The sequence below is a fragment of the Microbacterium sp. NPDC056234 genome, from assembly GCF_042267585.1.
In the GTDB taxonomy this organism is placed as follows: domain Bacteria; phylum Actinomycetota; class Actinomycetes; order Actinomycetales; family Microbacteriaceae; genus Microbacterium.
Genome location: NZ_JBHJTE010000002.1, coordinates 270,827 through 283,787 on the forward strand (window position 1 = coordinate 270,827; position 12,961 = coordinate 283,787).

At 66.9% G+C, this 12,961-nt stretch carries 13 protein-coding genes and 2 tRNA genes; 6 read left to right on the forward strand and 9 right to left on the reverse strand.

Annotated features, from left to right (window positions below):
- Positions 1-35: 35 nt before the first annotated feature.
- The 3 genes from gltX to ACFCYE_RS07135 all read left to right on the forward strand — a co-directional run bounded on the left by gltX (position 36) and on the right by ACFCYE_RS07135 (position 2,207).
- On the forward strand, positions 36-1,541 hold the full coding sequence (gltX, locus tag ACFCYE_RS07125) for a glutamate--tRNA ligase (RefSeq protein WP_376177543.1): 1,506 nt from the start codon (positions 36-38) through the stop codon (positions 1,539-1,541).
- A 95-nt stretch (positions 1,542-1,636) separates the two neighbouring features.
- Positions 1,637-1,708 (forward strand) — tRNA-Gln (locus ACFCYE_RS07130).
- 61 nt (positions 1,709-1,769) lie between these two features.
- Positions 1,770-2,207, forward strand: coding sequence for a VOC family protein (locus ACFCYE_RS07135; protein WP_376177545.1), 438 nt, complete (start codon positions 1,770-1,772; stop codon positions 2,205-2,207).
- Positions 2,208-2,212: 5 nt separating this feature from the next.
- On the opposite strand, the gene ACFCYE_RS07140 is transcribed toward ACFCYE_RS07135, so the two are convergent.
- Together ACFCYE_RS07140 and ACFCYE_RS07145 are read right to left on the reverse strand one after the other, a co-directional pair.
- Positions 2,213-2,398 carry a hypothetical protein gene (locus tag ACFCYE_RS07140; RefSeq protein WP_376177546.1) on the reverse strand — a complete coding sequence of 62 codons (186 nt, stop codon included), beginning with the start codon at positions 2,396-2,398 and terminating at the stop codon, positions 2,213-2,215.
- 146 nt (positions 2,399-2,544) lie between these two features.
- Positions 2,545-2,748, reverse strand: a complete 204-nt coding sequence (locus ACFCYE_RS07145; RefSeq protein ID WP_264157619.1) for a cold-shock protein — start codon at positions 2,746-2,748, stop codon at positions 2,545-2,547.
- 293 nt (positions 2,749-3,041) lie between these two features.
- Here ACFCYE_RS07145 and pepN point away from each other — a divergent pair, with 293 nt between their 5' ends.
- The gene (gene pepN / locus ACFCYE_RS07150) at positions 3,042-5,525 is read left to right on the forward strand and encodes an aminopeptidase N (RefSeq protein WP_376177547.1); all 2,484 of its coding nucleotides are present in this window, start codon (positions 3,042-3,044) and stop codon (positions 5,523-5,525) included.
- Here pepN and ACFCYE_RS07155 read toward each other — a convergent pair.
- Both ACFCYE_RS07155 and ACFCYE_RS07160 read right to left on the reverse strand, forming a co-directional pair.
- On the reverse strand, positions 5,516-6,409 hold the full coding sequence (locus ACFCYE_RS07155; RefSeq protein WP_376177549.1) for an aminoglycoside phosphotransferase family protein: 894 nt from the start codon (positions 6,407-6,409) through the stop codon (positions 5,516-5,518). The two genes, pepN and ACFCYE_RS07155, sit on opposite strands and share 10 nt — an antisense overlap.
- A gap of 1 nt (position 6,410) precedes the next feature.
- Positions 6,411-7,049: an MBL fold metallo-hydrolase gene (locus tag ACFCYE_RS07160; RefSeq protein ID WP_376177550.1), complete on the reverse strand. Its 639-nt coding sequence runs from the start codon at positions 7,047-7,049 to the stop codon at positions 6,411-6,413.
- A gap of 151 nt (positions 7,050-7,200) precedes the next feature.
- Between ACFCYE_RS07160 and ACFCYE_RS07165 the strand changes: the two genes are divergently transcribed.
- Positions 7,201-7,273, forward strand: a tRNA-Glu gene (locus ACFCYE_RS07165).
- 111 nt (positions 7,274-7,384) lie between these two features.
- Here the strand turns inward: ACFCYE_RS07165 and ACFCYE_RS07170 are convergent.
- The 5 genes from ACFCYE_RS07170 to ACFCYE_RS07190 form a co-directional block, all read right to left on the reverse strand.
- On the reverse strand, positions 7,385-8,638 hold the full coding sequence (locus ACFCYE_RS07170; RefSeq protein ID WP_376177551.1) for an MFS transporter: 1,254 nt from the start codon (positions 8,636-8,638) through the stop codon (positions 7,385-7,387).
- Position 8,639: 1 nt separating this feature from the next.
- The gene (locus ACFCYE_RS07175) at positions 8,640-9,176 is read right to left on the reverse strand and encodes an ArsR/SmtB family transcription factor (protein ID WP_376177553.1); all 537 of its coding nucleotides are present in this window, start codon (positions 9,174-9,176) and stop codon (positions 8,640-8,642) included.
- A gap of 59 nt (positions 9,177-9,235) precedes the next feature.
- On the reverse strand, positions 9,236-10,324 hold the full coding sequence (locus tag ACFCYE_RS07180) for a DUF4349 domain-containing protein (protein WP_376177555.1): 1,089 nt from the start codon (positions 10,322-10,324) through the stop codon (positions 9,236-9,238).
- Positions 10,321-10,878: an RNA polymerase sigma factor gene (locus ACFCYE_RS07185; RefSeq protein WP_376177556.1), complete on the reverse strand. Its 558-nt coding sequence runs from the start codon at positions 10,876-10,878 to the stop codon at positions 10,321-10,323. Before ACFCYE_RS07185 ends, ACFCYE_RS07180 begins: the two co-directional genes overlap by 4 nt.
- A gap of 71 nt (positions 10,879-10,949) precedes the next feature.
- A complete protein-coding gene (locus ACFCYE_RS07190; RefSeq protein ID WP_376177558.1) occupies positions 10,950-11,591 on the reverse strand; it encodes a TIGR00645 family protein in 642 nt (213 codons plus the stop codon).
- 193 nt (positions 11,592-11,784) lie between these two features.
- Here ACFCYE_RS07190 and ACFCYE_RS07195 point away from each other — a divergent pair, with 193 nt between their 5' ends.
- Complete coding sequence (locus ACFCYE_RS07195; protein ID WP_376177560.1) at positions 11,785-12,801, forward strand: TerC family protein; 1,017 nt, start codon at positions 11,785-11,787, stop codon at positions 12,799-12,801.
- The last annotated feature ends 160 nt before the right edge of the window (positions 12,802-12,961 follow it).

Sequence of the window (12,961 nt, forward strand, 5' to 3'; positions counted from 1 at the left end):
GCGAGGCATCCGCACCCCCGTAGAATCAAAGGGCTATGGCTACTCCGCATCCTCTCACCACGACCGCCAGTGGTGCCGACGTCCGTGTCCGCTTCTGCCCTTCGCCGACGGGCCTGCCGCACGTCGGCATGGTGCGCACGGCGTTGTACAACTGGGCCTACGCCCGGCACAACGGCGGCAAGATGATCTTCCGCATCGAGGACACCGATGCGGCGCGCGACAGCGAGGAGAGCTTCCGACAGCTCGTGGACGCGCTGACCTGGCTCAAGATCGACTGGGACGAGGGCGTCGAGACCGGCGGCCCGCACGCGCCGTACCGTCAGTCCCAGCGTCACGACATCTATCGCGGCGTGATCGACAAGCTGCTCGCCACTGGCGCGCTCTACGAGAGCTATTCGACGGCGGAGGAGATCGACGCGCGCAACGAGGCGAACGGACGCGCGAAGCAGCTCGGCTACGACAACTTCGACCGTGAGCTCACCGAAGAGCAGAAGGCGTCGTTCCGGGCCGAAGGCCGCGAGCCTGCTCTGCGCCTGCGTGTGCCGGATGAGGACCTCACCTACGTCGACCTCATCCGCGGCGAGGTGACCTTCCCCGCCGGTTCGTTCCCCGACTTCGTCGTCGTCCGGCCGAACGGCGTCCCGCTCTACACGTTCGTGAACCCGGTCGATGACGCGCTGATGGGCATCACGCACGTCCTGCGCGGCGAGGACCTCATGCCCTCGACCGCCCGACAGCTCTCGCTCTACGCGGCGCTCATCGATGCCGGCGTCACCACATTCGTCCCGCGCTTCGCCCACATGCCGCTCGTGCTGGGCGAGACCGGCAACAAGAAGCTCTCCAAGCGCGACCCGCAGGCCGACCTGTTCCTGCACCGCGAGCGCGGCTTCATCCACGAGGGTCTGCTGAATTACCTGGCGCTGCTGGGCTGGTCCATCGGACCGGACCGCGACGTGTTCTCGCTGGACGAGTTCATCGCGGCGTTCGACATCGAGAACGTCAACCCGAACCCTGCGCGCTTCGACCAGAAGAAGGCCGAGTCGATCAACGGCGACCACATCCGGATGCTGGCTGAGAAGGACTTCGCCGAGCGGATCGTGCCCTACCTCGCCGCGGCCGGACTGTTCGACGAGCCGACGCACGAGCAGCTCGTGCTGGCATTCCGTGCTGCTCCGCTGGTGCAGGAGCGGGTGCAGCTGCTGGGCGACGTGCCCGGCATGCTCGGCTTCCTGTTCACCGACGAGGTCTCGTACGACGCCGACGCATTGAAGGGGCTTCCTGCGAACGCCGCCGAGGTGCTGGCTGCCTGCGTCACCGCCCTCGAACCGATCACGGACTTCACCCCGCAGGTGATTCAGGATGCTCTCGCCAAGGCGCTGGTGGATGACCTCGAACTCAAGCCCCGTGTCGCGTACGGACCGCCGCGTGTCGCGATCACCGGTCGCCGTGTGTCGCCGCCGCTGTTCGAGTCGATGGAGCTGATCGGCAAGGATGTGACGCTCTCGCGCCTGCGCGGGCTGTCGCAGGTCCTGGCCGACTGACGACGCGCCCGGGCGGCGCCTGCGGGCCTCGTTTTGGCGTTATGGCCGCCGCTCGGGTAAGCTTGACTCTCGGTGCGAAGCTCAGGTTTCGCCCTTGGGGTATGGTGTAATTGGCAACACAGCGGTTTCTGGTACCGCCATTCTTGGTTCGAGTCCAGGTACCCCAGCAGTGACGAAATCCCCGCTTCGGCGGGGATTTTCTGCATCCCGGCCGGTAGCATCCTCCGTATGGCCATCACGCTGGAGAATGTCGGCATCACCGTGCGCCATCTGGATGAGGCCGTCGCGTTCTTCACCGATCTCGGGCTCTCCGTCCTCGGGACGGACACCATCAGCGGGCAGTGGGCCGACACCGCAGTCGGACTCGACGGCAATCATGCTCGGATCGCGGTGCTGCAGACCCCGGACGGCAACGGTCGAGTTGAACTGTTCGAATACATCCACCCTGAGGCGATCGAGACCCAACCGACGCGTCCGAATGAGATCGGCATGCATCGCGTCGCCTTCTCGGTCGATGACATCGATGCTGCGCTCGAGATCGCGGCCCGGCACGGGTGTCATCCGCTGCGCGGCGTCGCGACCTACGAGGACGTCTACAAGCTGACGTATCTGCGCGGACCCAGCGGAATTCTCGTGATGCTCGCCGAGGACCTGCGCAGGAATTGACCGCTCTATCGGCGGGAGCGTCGTGTGCCGACGCCGGGGATGTCGTTCTGCGGAGACTGATCGGGGACCTCGCCCACCTGATCGTCGCTGACACCGACCGCGTCCACTGCGCCGCTGTCAGCGCCTTCCCCGCCAGGGGGAACCTCTTCGCGAGGCTCTTCAGCAACTTCGTCGCGCTGCTCGTGCGTCATCGCGCACCTCCTTCGTCGAGGACACGCTACGGCTGCGTGCGAGGATCGCGCAGTGCCTTGACAGGAGCGGCGCAACGCCGGTCTCGGCTGGCTGGATACACGAAAGGACCCGGTCGCTTGACGCGACCGGGTCCTTTCGGATCAGATCAGAGGGCGCGGATGTTCGTCGCCTGGGGGCCCTTGGGGCCCTGCTCCGTGTCGAACTCGACCTTCTGCGCTTCCTCGAGGTTGCGGTGTCCGCTGCCTGCGATCGCGCTGAAGTGCGCGAACAGGTCGGCGGAGCCGTCATCGGGAGCGATGAAGCCGTAGCCCTTGTCGGAGTTGAACCATTTGACAGTGCCAGTGGCCATGCTGTGTTTTCCTTTGTGTGTTCGTGGGCCAGTATTCGACCCGTCATACTCTGCCGAATGATTCGACGGAGCAGTCTGTGTGCCCTCGGGCTGACGGCGGCGGTCTTTGCGGCCGTGACGATGAGGGATGAGATGGAGGATGAAAGGGAAGCGGCCACCCTGCGCGATGCGCATTCGGACTGATGGAAAGCCGGAGAGCCCGACCGCCATCGTGTAGTTGTGTGTTCAGCCTAGCCCATACCGGCTGCGAACATGCCGGGCGTGTCATAAACGTGTCATGAAACGATGGGTGCATGAGTTCAGCGAACCTGACCCGCCAGGAGACAGCCGCGCGATCCGCGACCGTAATCGTGCACAGCATCCGCGTCGAACTGGATCTCAGGCATGCGCCGGACCCGGATCGAACAGGGTTCTCGACCGTGACGACGCTCAGCTTCGACGCGACGACCGATACCACCTGGATCGACTTCATCGGCGAGTCCGTCGACGCGGTGGTCGTCAACGGCGTCGAGCAGGTCGTGGACTACGACGGCGCGCGCATCCGGGTTTCCGGGCTGACCGCATCCAACTCGGTCATCGTCCGCGCGACGGGCGCCTACAGCCGTTCCGGTGAGGGCCTGCACCGCTTCGTCGATCCGGTCGACGGCGCCACGTACCTCTACACCCAGTACGAGCCGGCCGATGCCCGCCGCGTCATGGCGTGCTTCGAACAGCCCGATATGAAGGCGTCGTACACCTTCGTCGTTCAGGCCCCGACCGGCTGGCAGGTGCTCTCGAATCAGGAACCCGCCTCGACCCTGATCGACAATGCGGTGCAGACCGTCGAGTTCGCGCCGACGCTGCCGATCTCCAGCTACATCACAGCGGTCGCGGCCGGCCCCTACCATCGGGTCGATGGCTCCTGGCAGCGTGGTGAGCAGATCGTGGATCTCGGCATCCTGTGCCGCGCTTCGCTCGCAGAGCACCTCGAGGCCGACGAGATCATGACGATCACGCAGCAGGGCCTGGACTTCTTCACCGACGCGTTCGCCTACCCGTATCCGTGGGGGAAGTACGATCAGATCTTCGTGCCCGAATACAACCTGGGCGCGATGGAGAACCCCGGGCTGGTCACATTCACCGAGGCGTACATCCCGCGAGGAGCCGCCACCGACGCGCAACGCGCCGGGCGCGCGAACACGATCCTGCACGAGATGGCGCACATGTGGTTCGGAGACCTCGTGACGATGCGCTGGTGGGACGACCTGTGGCTGAAGGAGTCGTTCGCCGACTACATGGGTTCGCTCTCGTCGGCCGCGGCGACGCGATTCACCGACGCCTGGGTGACCTTCGCCAACCGTCGCAAGGCCTGGGCCTATCAGCAGGACCAGCTGCCCACGACGCATCCGATCGTCGCCGACATCCCCGACCTGGAGGCCGCGAAGCTCAATTTCGACGGCATCACCTATGCGAAGGGCGCCTCGGTGCTCAAGCAGCTGGTGGCGTTCGTCGGGGAGGACGACTTCTTCGAAGGAACTCGGCGCTACTTCGCCGCCTACGCCTTCGGCAACACGACCCTCGAGGACCTGCTGGTGCAGCTCGAGGAAGTTTCGGGACGCGATGTGCGCGCCTGGTCGCGCGCGTGGCTCGAGACGACGGGCGTCTCGACTCTCCAGCTGGAGTCGGGCGCCGACGGTCGGCGGATGCTCGTGCAGACCGACCCGCGTCCCCATCGTCTGCGCGTCGGACTGTACGACCTCGCCGACGGGCGACTGGTGCTGCGGGAGAAGGTCGAACTCGACATCACGGAGGAGCGCACCCCGTTCGGACAGCCCGAGGCGGACCTCGTACTGCTCAACGACGACGATCTCACCTACGCCAAGGTGCGACTGGATGAGCGCTCGCTCGTGACCGTGACGGCCGCGCTTTCGACGCTGGAGGACGCGCTGGCCAGGGGGCTCGTCTGGTCTGCGCTGTGGAACGCGACGCGCGACGGCGAGCTTTCGGCGGCGCGATACCTCGAGATCGTCCGTGCCCACGCCGCGGCCGAGGCGAACATCTCCCTGCTCGCCGGAGTGCTGGCCAACGCCGCATTCACGCTCAGCCACTACGTCCCGGAGACGGCGCGTGCCGCAGAGCGGACCGCGTGGCTGCGCACGACCGAGCACGCGCTGGACGCCGCGGATCCCGGCAGCGACGCCCAGCTCTCCTGGGCGCGGGCGTTCGCCGCGGCATCCGCCTTCGATGCCGGTACGGCCGGCCGCGTGCGAGCCGTGCTGGCGGGTGCGGGTCCGGCCGGCCTGCCGGTCGACCCGGAGCTGCGCTGGGCATTCGTCACCGCGCTGGCCACCACGGGAGCCATCGGCGAGGACGAGATCGCCGCGGAGCAGGCCCGCGACGACACCGCCGACGGGCGCACGGCAGCACTGGGCGCGCTGGCCGCACGGCCGCAGGCCGCGGTGCGGGATGCCGCATGGACCGCCGCGTGGTCGGACACGACCCTGTCGAACGACCATGTGGACGCGACGATCGGTGGATTCCGCGCCGGTGGGCGACGCGATCTCATCGGACGTCATGATGGCGAATACTTCGAGCGAATCGGGCCGGCGTGGTCCGAGCGCAGCATCGAGATCGCATCGCGCCTCGTGAGGGGGCTTTTCCCGCAATCGGACACGCTCGAGCTCGTCGACGGCTGGCTGGACGACAACGCGGACGCTCCCGGCGCCCTGCGCCGGCTCGTCATCGAACAGCGCGATCATCTGGCCAGAGATCTGCGTGTGCGAGCCGCTCAGAGCTGATCGGACGGCCGGGGCGTCAACTCTGCGGCGGTGCTGAGCCCGAGCGCGAGGTACTCCGGGCGGTCGTCGCTGAGGGTCAGGAAGACGAGGGCGAGGTACGCCGCCCAGGCGCGTGCTCGCGTCCACGTCGCCTCGTCATATCGAGAGCCGGTGGCAGCGCGGAATCGTGACCGCCCCTCCGCATCGAACAGCAGCCAGCCGACGGCGAGATCGTAGGCCGGGTCACCGGCGGTGACGTCGCCGAAATCGATCAACGCGCTCAGGGTGCCGTCTTCGATCAGGACGTTGCCCGGGTGCATGTCGCCGTGGATCCAGACGCGTTCGCTGCTCGCCGCGGCGGCGAGTCCGGCCTCCCATGCCTCGCGCAGCATGGGGTGATCGGGTTGCTCGGTCAGTCGCTCACGCATGACGGCATCGCGTGCGACGAGCGGGACGCCGCGGACAGGATTGACCGGAGCATCCTGAGGCGCCGGTTCGTGCAGCGCACCCAGGACGGCGGCGAGCCGCGGAGCCCAGTGGCCGTTGTCGGCGCGAGTCGTCTCGAACGCCGGGGCGCCCTCGATCCACGGCGCGACCGACCACGGCCACGGAAAGCCGGCATTCGGCCGACCCGCGATGATCGGCACGGGTGTGCGGATGCCCAACGCAGCCAGGCGTGGACCGAGTTCCGGCAGTGCCCGTTGCTCGTGCGTGATCAGCGCGACGGCGAGTTCGCGACGAGGGATGCGCACCACCAGGTCGATGCCGAGGCGCCAGATCGCGTTGTCCCATCCCTCGGTGACCAACGACAGAGGCAGGTCGGCCAGGTGCGGGGCACCCGCGCGCAGGAGCGCGCGCACGTCGTCCTCGCCGAGGGAGAGCTCGGCGACAGGGGAGTCCGCCATGTCAGAGGTCGAGCGATTCGCCGGGCTCGAGGACGAAGAACTCCCCGCCCTCCTGCTCCGTCGCCCACTGCAGACGCGCACGGTGCATGTCCTTGCCGATGACGGACAGCGTCATGTCGTGGACGCCGAACGCGCGTCGCGGCTTCACCGCGAGGACGAAATCCATGGCCTCGCCGATCTTCAACCACGGCGCGCCGAGAGGGGCGGCGAGCGTGCTCACCGCGACATCCTCGGGCACCGCGTAGGAGTCCCCGGGATAGTAGAGCTCGTCGTTGATGAGCACGCCGACGTTCTCGATCGTGGGCAGCGACTCGTGGATTACGGCGTGCGCGCCGCCGAAGAAGCGCATCGTGAAGTTGCCTGCGGTGACCGTCTCGCCGGGGGAGACGATCGTGATCTCGTGATCCGCGGCGGCCGCCGACACGCCGGCCGGAGCGAAGACCGGGATGCCGGGTGCATCGCGCAGGATCCGGTCGAGGTGTTCCGGCGTCCAGTGATCGGGATGCTCGTGGGTGATGACCACGGCAACGACGCCGGTGAGGTCGTCGAGCGGCGTCGTGAAGGAGCCAGGGTCGACGATGAGGGTGTCGCCGCTCTCGTCGATGCGGAGTGCGGCGTGTTCGTACTTGGTGACGCGCATGGGAAGAGTCAACTCCCTCCAGGCGCCCGCGGCAAACCCGAATCGGCGCGCCACGCCCGGGATCTGCGTCAGCCCGGCCTCGATTTTGCGGAGCGAGAATCGCCGTGGCATACTTGAACGGTTGTCGCGGGACGGAAACGCTCCGCAAGACGGCCCCATCGTATAGCGGCCTAGTACGCCGCCCTCTCACGGCGGTAACGCGGGTTCGAATCCCGCTGGGGTCACACAACACCGAGAACCCCCGGCTCAGCCGGGGGTTTTCGCGTATCCGGTCGGGATCGTCTTCGTGGTCGCTCGGTGCGAGTCAGGAGCAGACCCCGTGGGGCCGGAAGCCGTCACTGCGCAGGTTCGGGCGTCCGCAGCGACATCTGTCGGAACGTGCGGTTGCTCAGCGGCACCGTCATCAGCACGGCCATCGCGCCGCCGTACAGGGCGAACGGCACCCACAGCGGGAGGATGCCGGCCAGAGCGCCGAACGCGGCCATCGCGACGGGCATGAGGCAGTCATCGCCCAGCCGGAGGACGGAGCCGAGCCGGCCGAGGAAGTCCGGTGCCGCCGTCGCCGCGAACGTCGCGCTCAGCAGCGCGGAGGCGAACCCGGCCGTGACGCCGATCACGAGGGCGCCCGCCCCGACGATGAAGGGCGAGCCGATTCCGAGCGCGATGATTCCCGAGCCCTGGACGATCAGAGCGATGAAGGCGCCGCGCGCCTCGTGGCGCGGTCGCCAGCGCACGACCACCAGGGCGCCGACCATCGCCCCACCGCCGACGAGTGCCTCGAGGATTCCGACCGCGCCGGCTCCCCACCCGCGTTCGGTCGCCTGCAGGGGGATGCCGATGGCGATCGCAGGCCCGACGGCGAGGTTCAATCCGGAGAGCGCGATGACCAGCGTGCGCGTCGCCCGTTCGTCGCGCAGATGGCGGAAACCGTCGGCGACGCCTCGGAGCACGCTCTGCTCGGTCGATGCACGAGGCAGCGCGAACCGTGGTCGCATCCACAGCACGATGAAAACGATCACGATCGTGTAGGTCAGAGTGTTCATCGCTGCGCTTCCGGCGATGCCGAACATCGCCACGAGGAATCCGCCGACCGCGGCACCGGCCATGGTGCCCAGCCGTGACAGGGTCTGGCTGAGGGCGGAGTACGCGGGGAGATCCGAGGGCGCGACGAGCTGGCGCGGCATGGTGCCCGCGGCCGGCTCGAAGAACGCGTCGCACAGACCGAAAGCGACGCTGGCGATCAGCAGGAGCGCCACGGTCGGCGGCGTTGCGAGGCACCAGATCGCGACGCTCACCAGCACGACGACACGGAGCGCGTTGAAGATCACCATCAGCCGGCGCGCGTTGCCGCGATCCGCGTAGGCGCCGCCGATCAGCAGCACGACGGCCCGAGGCACTGTTCCGGCGGCGATCACCAGTCCGGCGACGGCCGGGGAAGCGATCTGCACGGCCGTCCACGCGAACGCGATCGTGAAGACGGCGTCTCCCGCGTCCGAGAGCGCCTTGACCAGCAGCCAGGACTGCACCATCCGGTCGCGGGAGAACGCCGGCGGCTGCCGGAGCATGCGCGGTTCGATCGTCGAGGTCACCTCACACCTCCGTCGGGAAGCCGTGGGCGAAGAAGAAGACGGGAAGGCGCTCCTGCCCGTCCTCGCGGTCGATCCCTGAGCTCCATTCGTTCAGCATCGCGGTCAGCCGTTGGCCGAGATCGCGCAATTCGCCGGGAGTCGCCCAGTTCAACGAGTCGGTCGCGAATCCCTGGATGTCGCTGTCGCGCCCGGTGCGGTGCCACCGCTGCAGCAGTTCCAGCTGATGGCGTACGTTCGCGCGTTGCGCCTCACGGGCCAGCAGCGCGTCTGCGGGGGAGTCGAAGTCCGACTCGGACCAGCTGAACCCGCGGCGCGACAACCGCCACCAGCTCGTCCTCTTGTCGCCGGTGGGGTCGTCGACCTGCTCGATCACGCCGGCCTTCTGCAGCATCCGCAGGTGGTGGCTGATGCTTCCCACCTGCGCGTCGAAGGCCCGTGCGAGCGTGCCGACCTGGGTCGCGTCGTGCAGCTGGAGGTAGTCGATGATGCGCCGGCGCAGGGGATGGTGCACGGCGGTGATGACGGATATCGGTTCCACGCAGGCAACGCTATGCGGGAATGCAAACTCTCACAAGACTTCTTGTATACCCCGTGAAATCAAGGATCGAGCCGTGCGCTGTCGGCAGTTCGCCGCCGTCGTGCGCGCCGGATCGACCAGATGATCACGAGCACCACCGCTGCGACGGCGATCCACGGCAGCAAGAACCCGAGCGAGATCACCAGCGCGTTCAGGGACACGATCAGGCCGTTCCAGCCGGCCTGCAGACCGTCCGAGAATCCGGCCGGATCCGCCTTCGTCGTCGTCGCCTGCGGGACGAGCTCGATCTGCAGGGACGACATCGCGACCTGATCCTCGAGTGCCGCCAACTGCTGCTGATACGACTCCAACTCCGCCTGCCGGTCGGTCAGAGCGACCTCTGCCTCGATCAGCTCCGACACCGACCCCGACTGCGACATCAACTCGGTCAGCCGGGCGACGGATGCTTCGAGCGCGTCGACCCTGGCACGCAGATCGATCGCGGTCGAGGTGACGTCCTGCTTCGCGACGGACGACGAGACGACCTCGCCGGCGTCGCCGAGCTCAACGATCACCGCAGAGAGGTCCTCGGAGGGCACACGGATGCTGATCCACCCGTATCCGCCGTCCGGCGGGGCGGGCAGCGAGGCATCCTTCGCGGACGCCTTCGAGATGCTCGTGCTCTCCACATACCCGCCGTGCTCCTCGGCGACGTCCCCGATGACGCTGACGGCGGCCGGGACATCGCCGACCTCGACCGTCGCGGACGCGAATGCGATGATCTCACGGTCGGCGGAGGCCTCCTGCTGAAGGTCCGTGTCGACGGGCCCGACGTCCTCCTGCACGGCTCCGTCGTCTGCGGTGGTGGCAGACTCGGCGGACATCTCGGGCACCGCGCCGCCACCGGTGGAGCTCTCGTCCGTGCTGATATCCGCGGTCGTCGACGTGCTCATCACGGCGCTCAGGATCGGGGGCGTGATCAGGATGCCGAGCGCGAAGGCTGCGGCGATACCCGCACCCGTCAGCCAGCGCCGACGGCGCTGCCGTGTCCGCGCGGATGCGGGGACGGCTCTCGCGGGTTCGTCGGCGATCCGGTCGAACACCGCGTCCTCGATGCGGGCCACGGCCTCGTCGGACAGCTCTGGAAGAGCAGTGCTCTGCTCGTTCATGCGTCTCTCACTTCCTTGACGGCGCCCCGCAGTTGCGTGCGCACTCGGGAGAGACGGTTGCGGACGACCGCATGGCTGACGCCGAGCTCATCGGCAGCGGCCTGGTAGGCGTAGCCCTCGGATGCGCACAGCCGGAAGATCTCGCGGTCGAGCTCCCCGAGCGTGCCGATCTCGGCCGCGATGCGCTCGGCCAGTTCCGCCGAGATGATCTGATCCTCGACGTTGACGGTGTCGGCGATCGTCTCATCAGGCGTCTCGGCCGTGTGCTCGCGGTCGCGGATCCGACGGCGCAGACGATTGGCCGCCTGGAACCGGCAGATCGTCGCCAACCACGGCAGGATCGAATCTCCCACGAGCTCGAGCTTCGGAAGCTTGCGCCAGGCGACGACGAACGTCTCCTGAGTCACATCCTCGGCATCCACGACCGAGCCGAGGATGCCGTGCGCGATCCAGTAGACCGGACGGACATGCGCGCGGTAGATCGCGCGGAAGGCGCTCTCGTCACCCGCCGCGGCCCTGGCCGCCCATTCCTGGTCTTCCGATCGCTCAGGCATCCTGCTCCGTTCGGTGTCTCTCACCCCGGAAGTGTTGAAGGATGCCTCATCGTCTCAGAAACGATCGGTGATCAGTGAGCGGCCTCGTGATGCGCGGCGATCGCAGTTTGCTGTGACATCCGGTCGATCCACGCGAGCGCGAGTGCCGACACGATGAAGACCATGTGGATGATGACCTGCCACAGCACTCCGGTCGGGGTGTAATTGCCGAGACCATCCACCTCGCTCTCCTTGACACCGTCTGCGTCCATGTTCCCCACGGCGATGAAGGTCTTGAGCAGGTGGATCGAGGAGATGCCGATGATCGCCATCGCGAGCTTGACCTTGAGGACGTTCGCGTTGACATGCGACAGCCATTCCGGCTGGTCGGGGTGGCCTTCGGTGTTGATGCGGGACACGAACGTCTCGTACCCGCCGATGATCACCATGATCAGCAGGTTGGCGATCATGACGACGTCGATGAGGCCGAGAACACTCAGCATGATCGTCGCCTCATTGATGTGCGTGATGTCGCCGAAGACGTCATCGGCGATGAGATGCCACAGCTCCACCATGAACACCACGACGTAGACAACCTGGGCGATGATCAGGCCGAGATAGAGCGGGGCCTGCAACCAGCGGCTGACGAAGATCAGCGACGCGATGGCGCGTGCCCACCCATTGCGCGGTGTGGTCTCGAGCGGGTCGGTCGTCGTGTCGATCTGAGAGGTCACGGCCACTATTTCATCACGTCCGATCGGGCACAGGAACCTCCGCTACGATGAATACCTGCGAGAGGGAGTATCCCGTCCTCGCGCCCTCGTCATCACGAGCACCGACAGCGTTGCTCCGGGGGCGCGGCGCACCTGGTGCGTGGGAGAGACTTTCGGTCCGTTTCCGTCCCCTCTCGAAAGGTGCCGTGCGCCCTTGGAAATCCCCGTCTGGTTCGAGGTCACCTCGCTGGTGGTCCTGACCCTCATCCTCATCGGTGACCTTCTTCTGGTGCGGCTGCGTCCGCACATCCCCTCGACGAAGGAGTCCTCCCTCTGGGTGGCCTTCTACGTCGGCCTGGCCGTGATCTTCGCCGGCCTGCTCTACTTCATCGCCGGAGGTCAGTACGCCGGCGAGTTCCTCACCGGCTGGGCGCTGGAGTACAGCCTGTCGATCGACAATCTCTTCGTGTTCGTGCTGATCATGGCGCAGTTCGCGGTCCCGAGGCGTCTGCAGCAGCAGGTGCTGATGGTCGGCATCATCATCGCGCTCGTCCTGCGCGGCATCTTCATCCTGGCCGGCGTCGCGATCATCGAGAACTTCTCGCCGATCTTCTACCTGTTCGGCGCCTTCCTCATCTGGACCGCGATCCGCCAGGCCATGCCGGAGGGCGACCACGAGGGCGAGGCCAAGCGCGAGAACTTCATCGTGCGCGTGCTGCGCCGTCGCATCGACATCAGCGAGGAGTACGACGAGGGCAGGCTGCGCACTACTGTCGACGGCAAGCGGATGTGGACGCCGATGATCATCGTCTTCGTCGCGATCGGCGTCACCGACCTGATGTTCGCGATCGACTCGATCCCGGCGATCTTCAGCATCACCCAGAACAGCTTCCTGGTGTTCACCGCGAACATCTTCGCGCTCATGGGTCTGCGCCAGCTCTACTTCCTCCTCGGTGACCTGCTCGACCGGCTGCGCTACCTTCACTACGGCATCGCCGTCATCCTCGGCTTCATCGGCATCAAGCTGATCCTGCACGCGATGCACGTCAACGAGCTGCCGTTCATCAACGGCGGCGAGCACATCGAGTGGGCGCCGGACATCCCGATCTGGCTGTCCCTCACCGTGATCGTCGCCTCGATGGGCGTCGCCACGATCGCGAGTCTTATCGCATCCGCGAACGAGAAGCGCCGTGCGCCCGAGGAACTGCACCCCGAGCCGCCGACCCACTGACCCGGCGTCACAGGACCCGAACCACCCGCCGCATCGGTGTAAGCTGACCGACATGCGGCGGGTGGTTCTTCTTCTTAGCAGCCGCGACGAGACCTCGTTCTAGGCCTTTCTCGTCGCGGTGTCCAGCGTGGGCCGCCCTGCGAATCCCGGAGACGAAAGA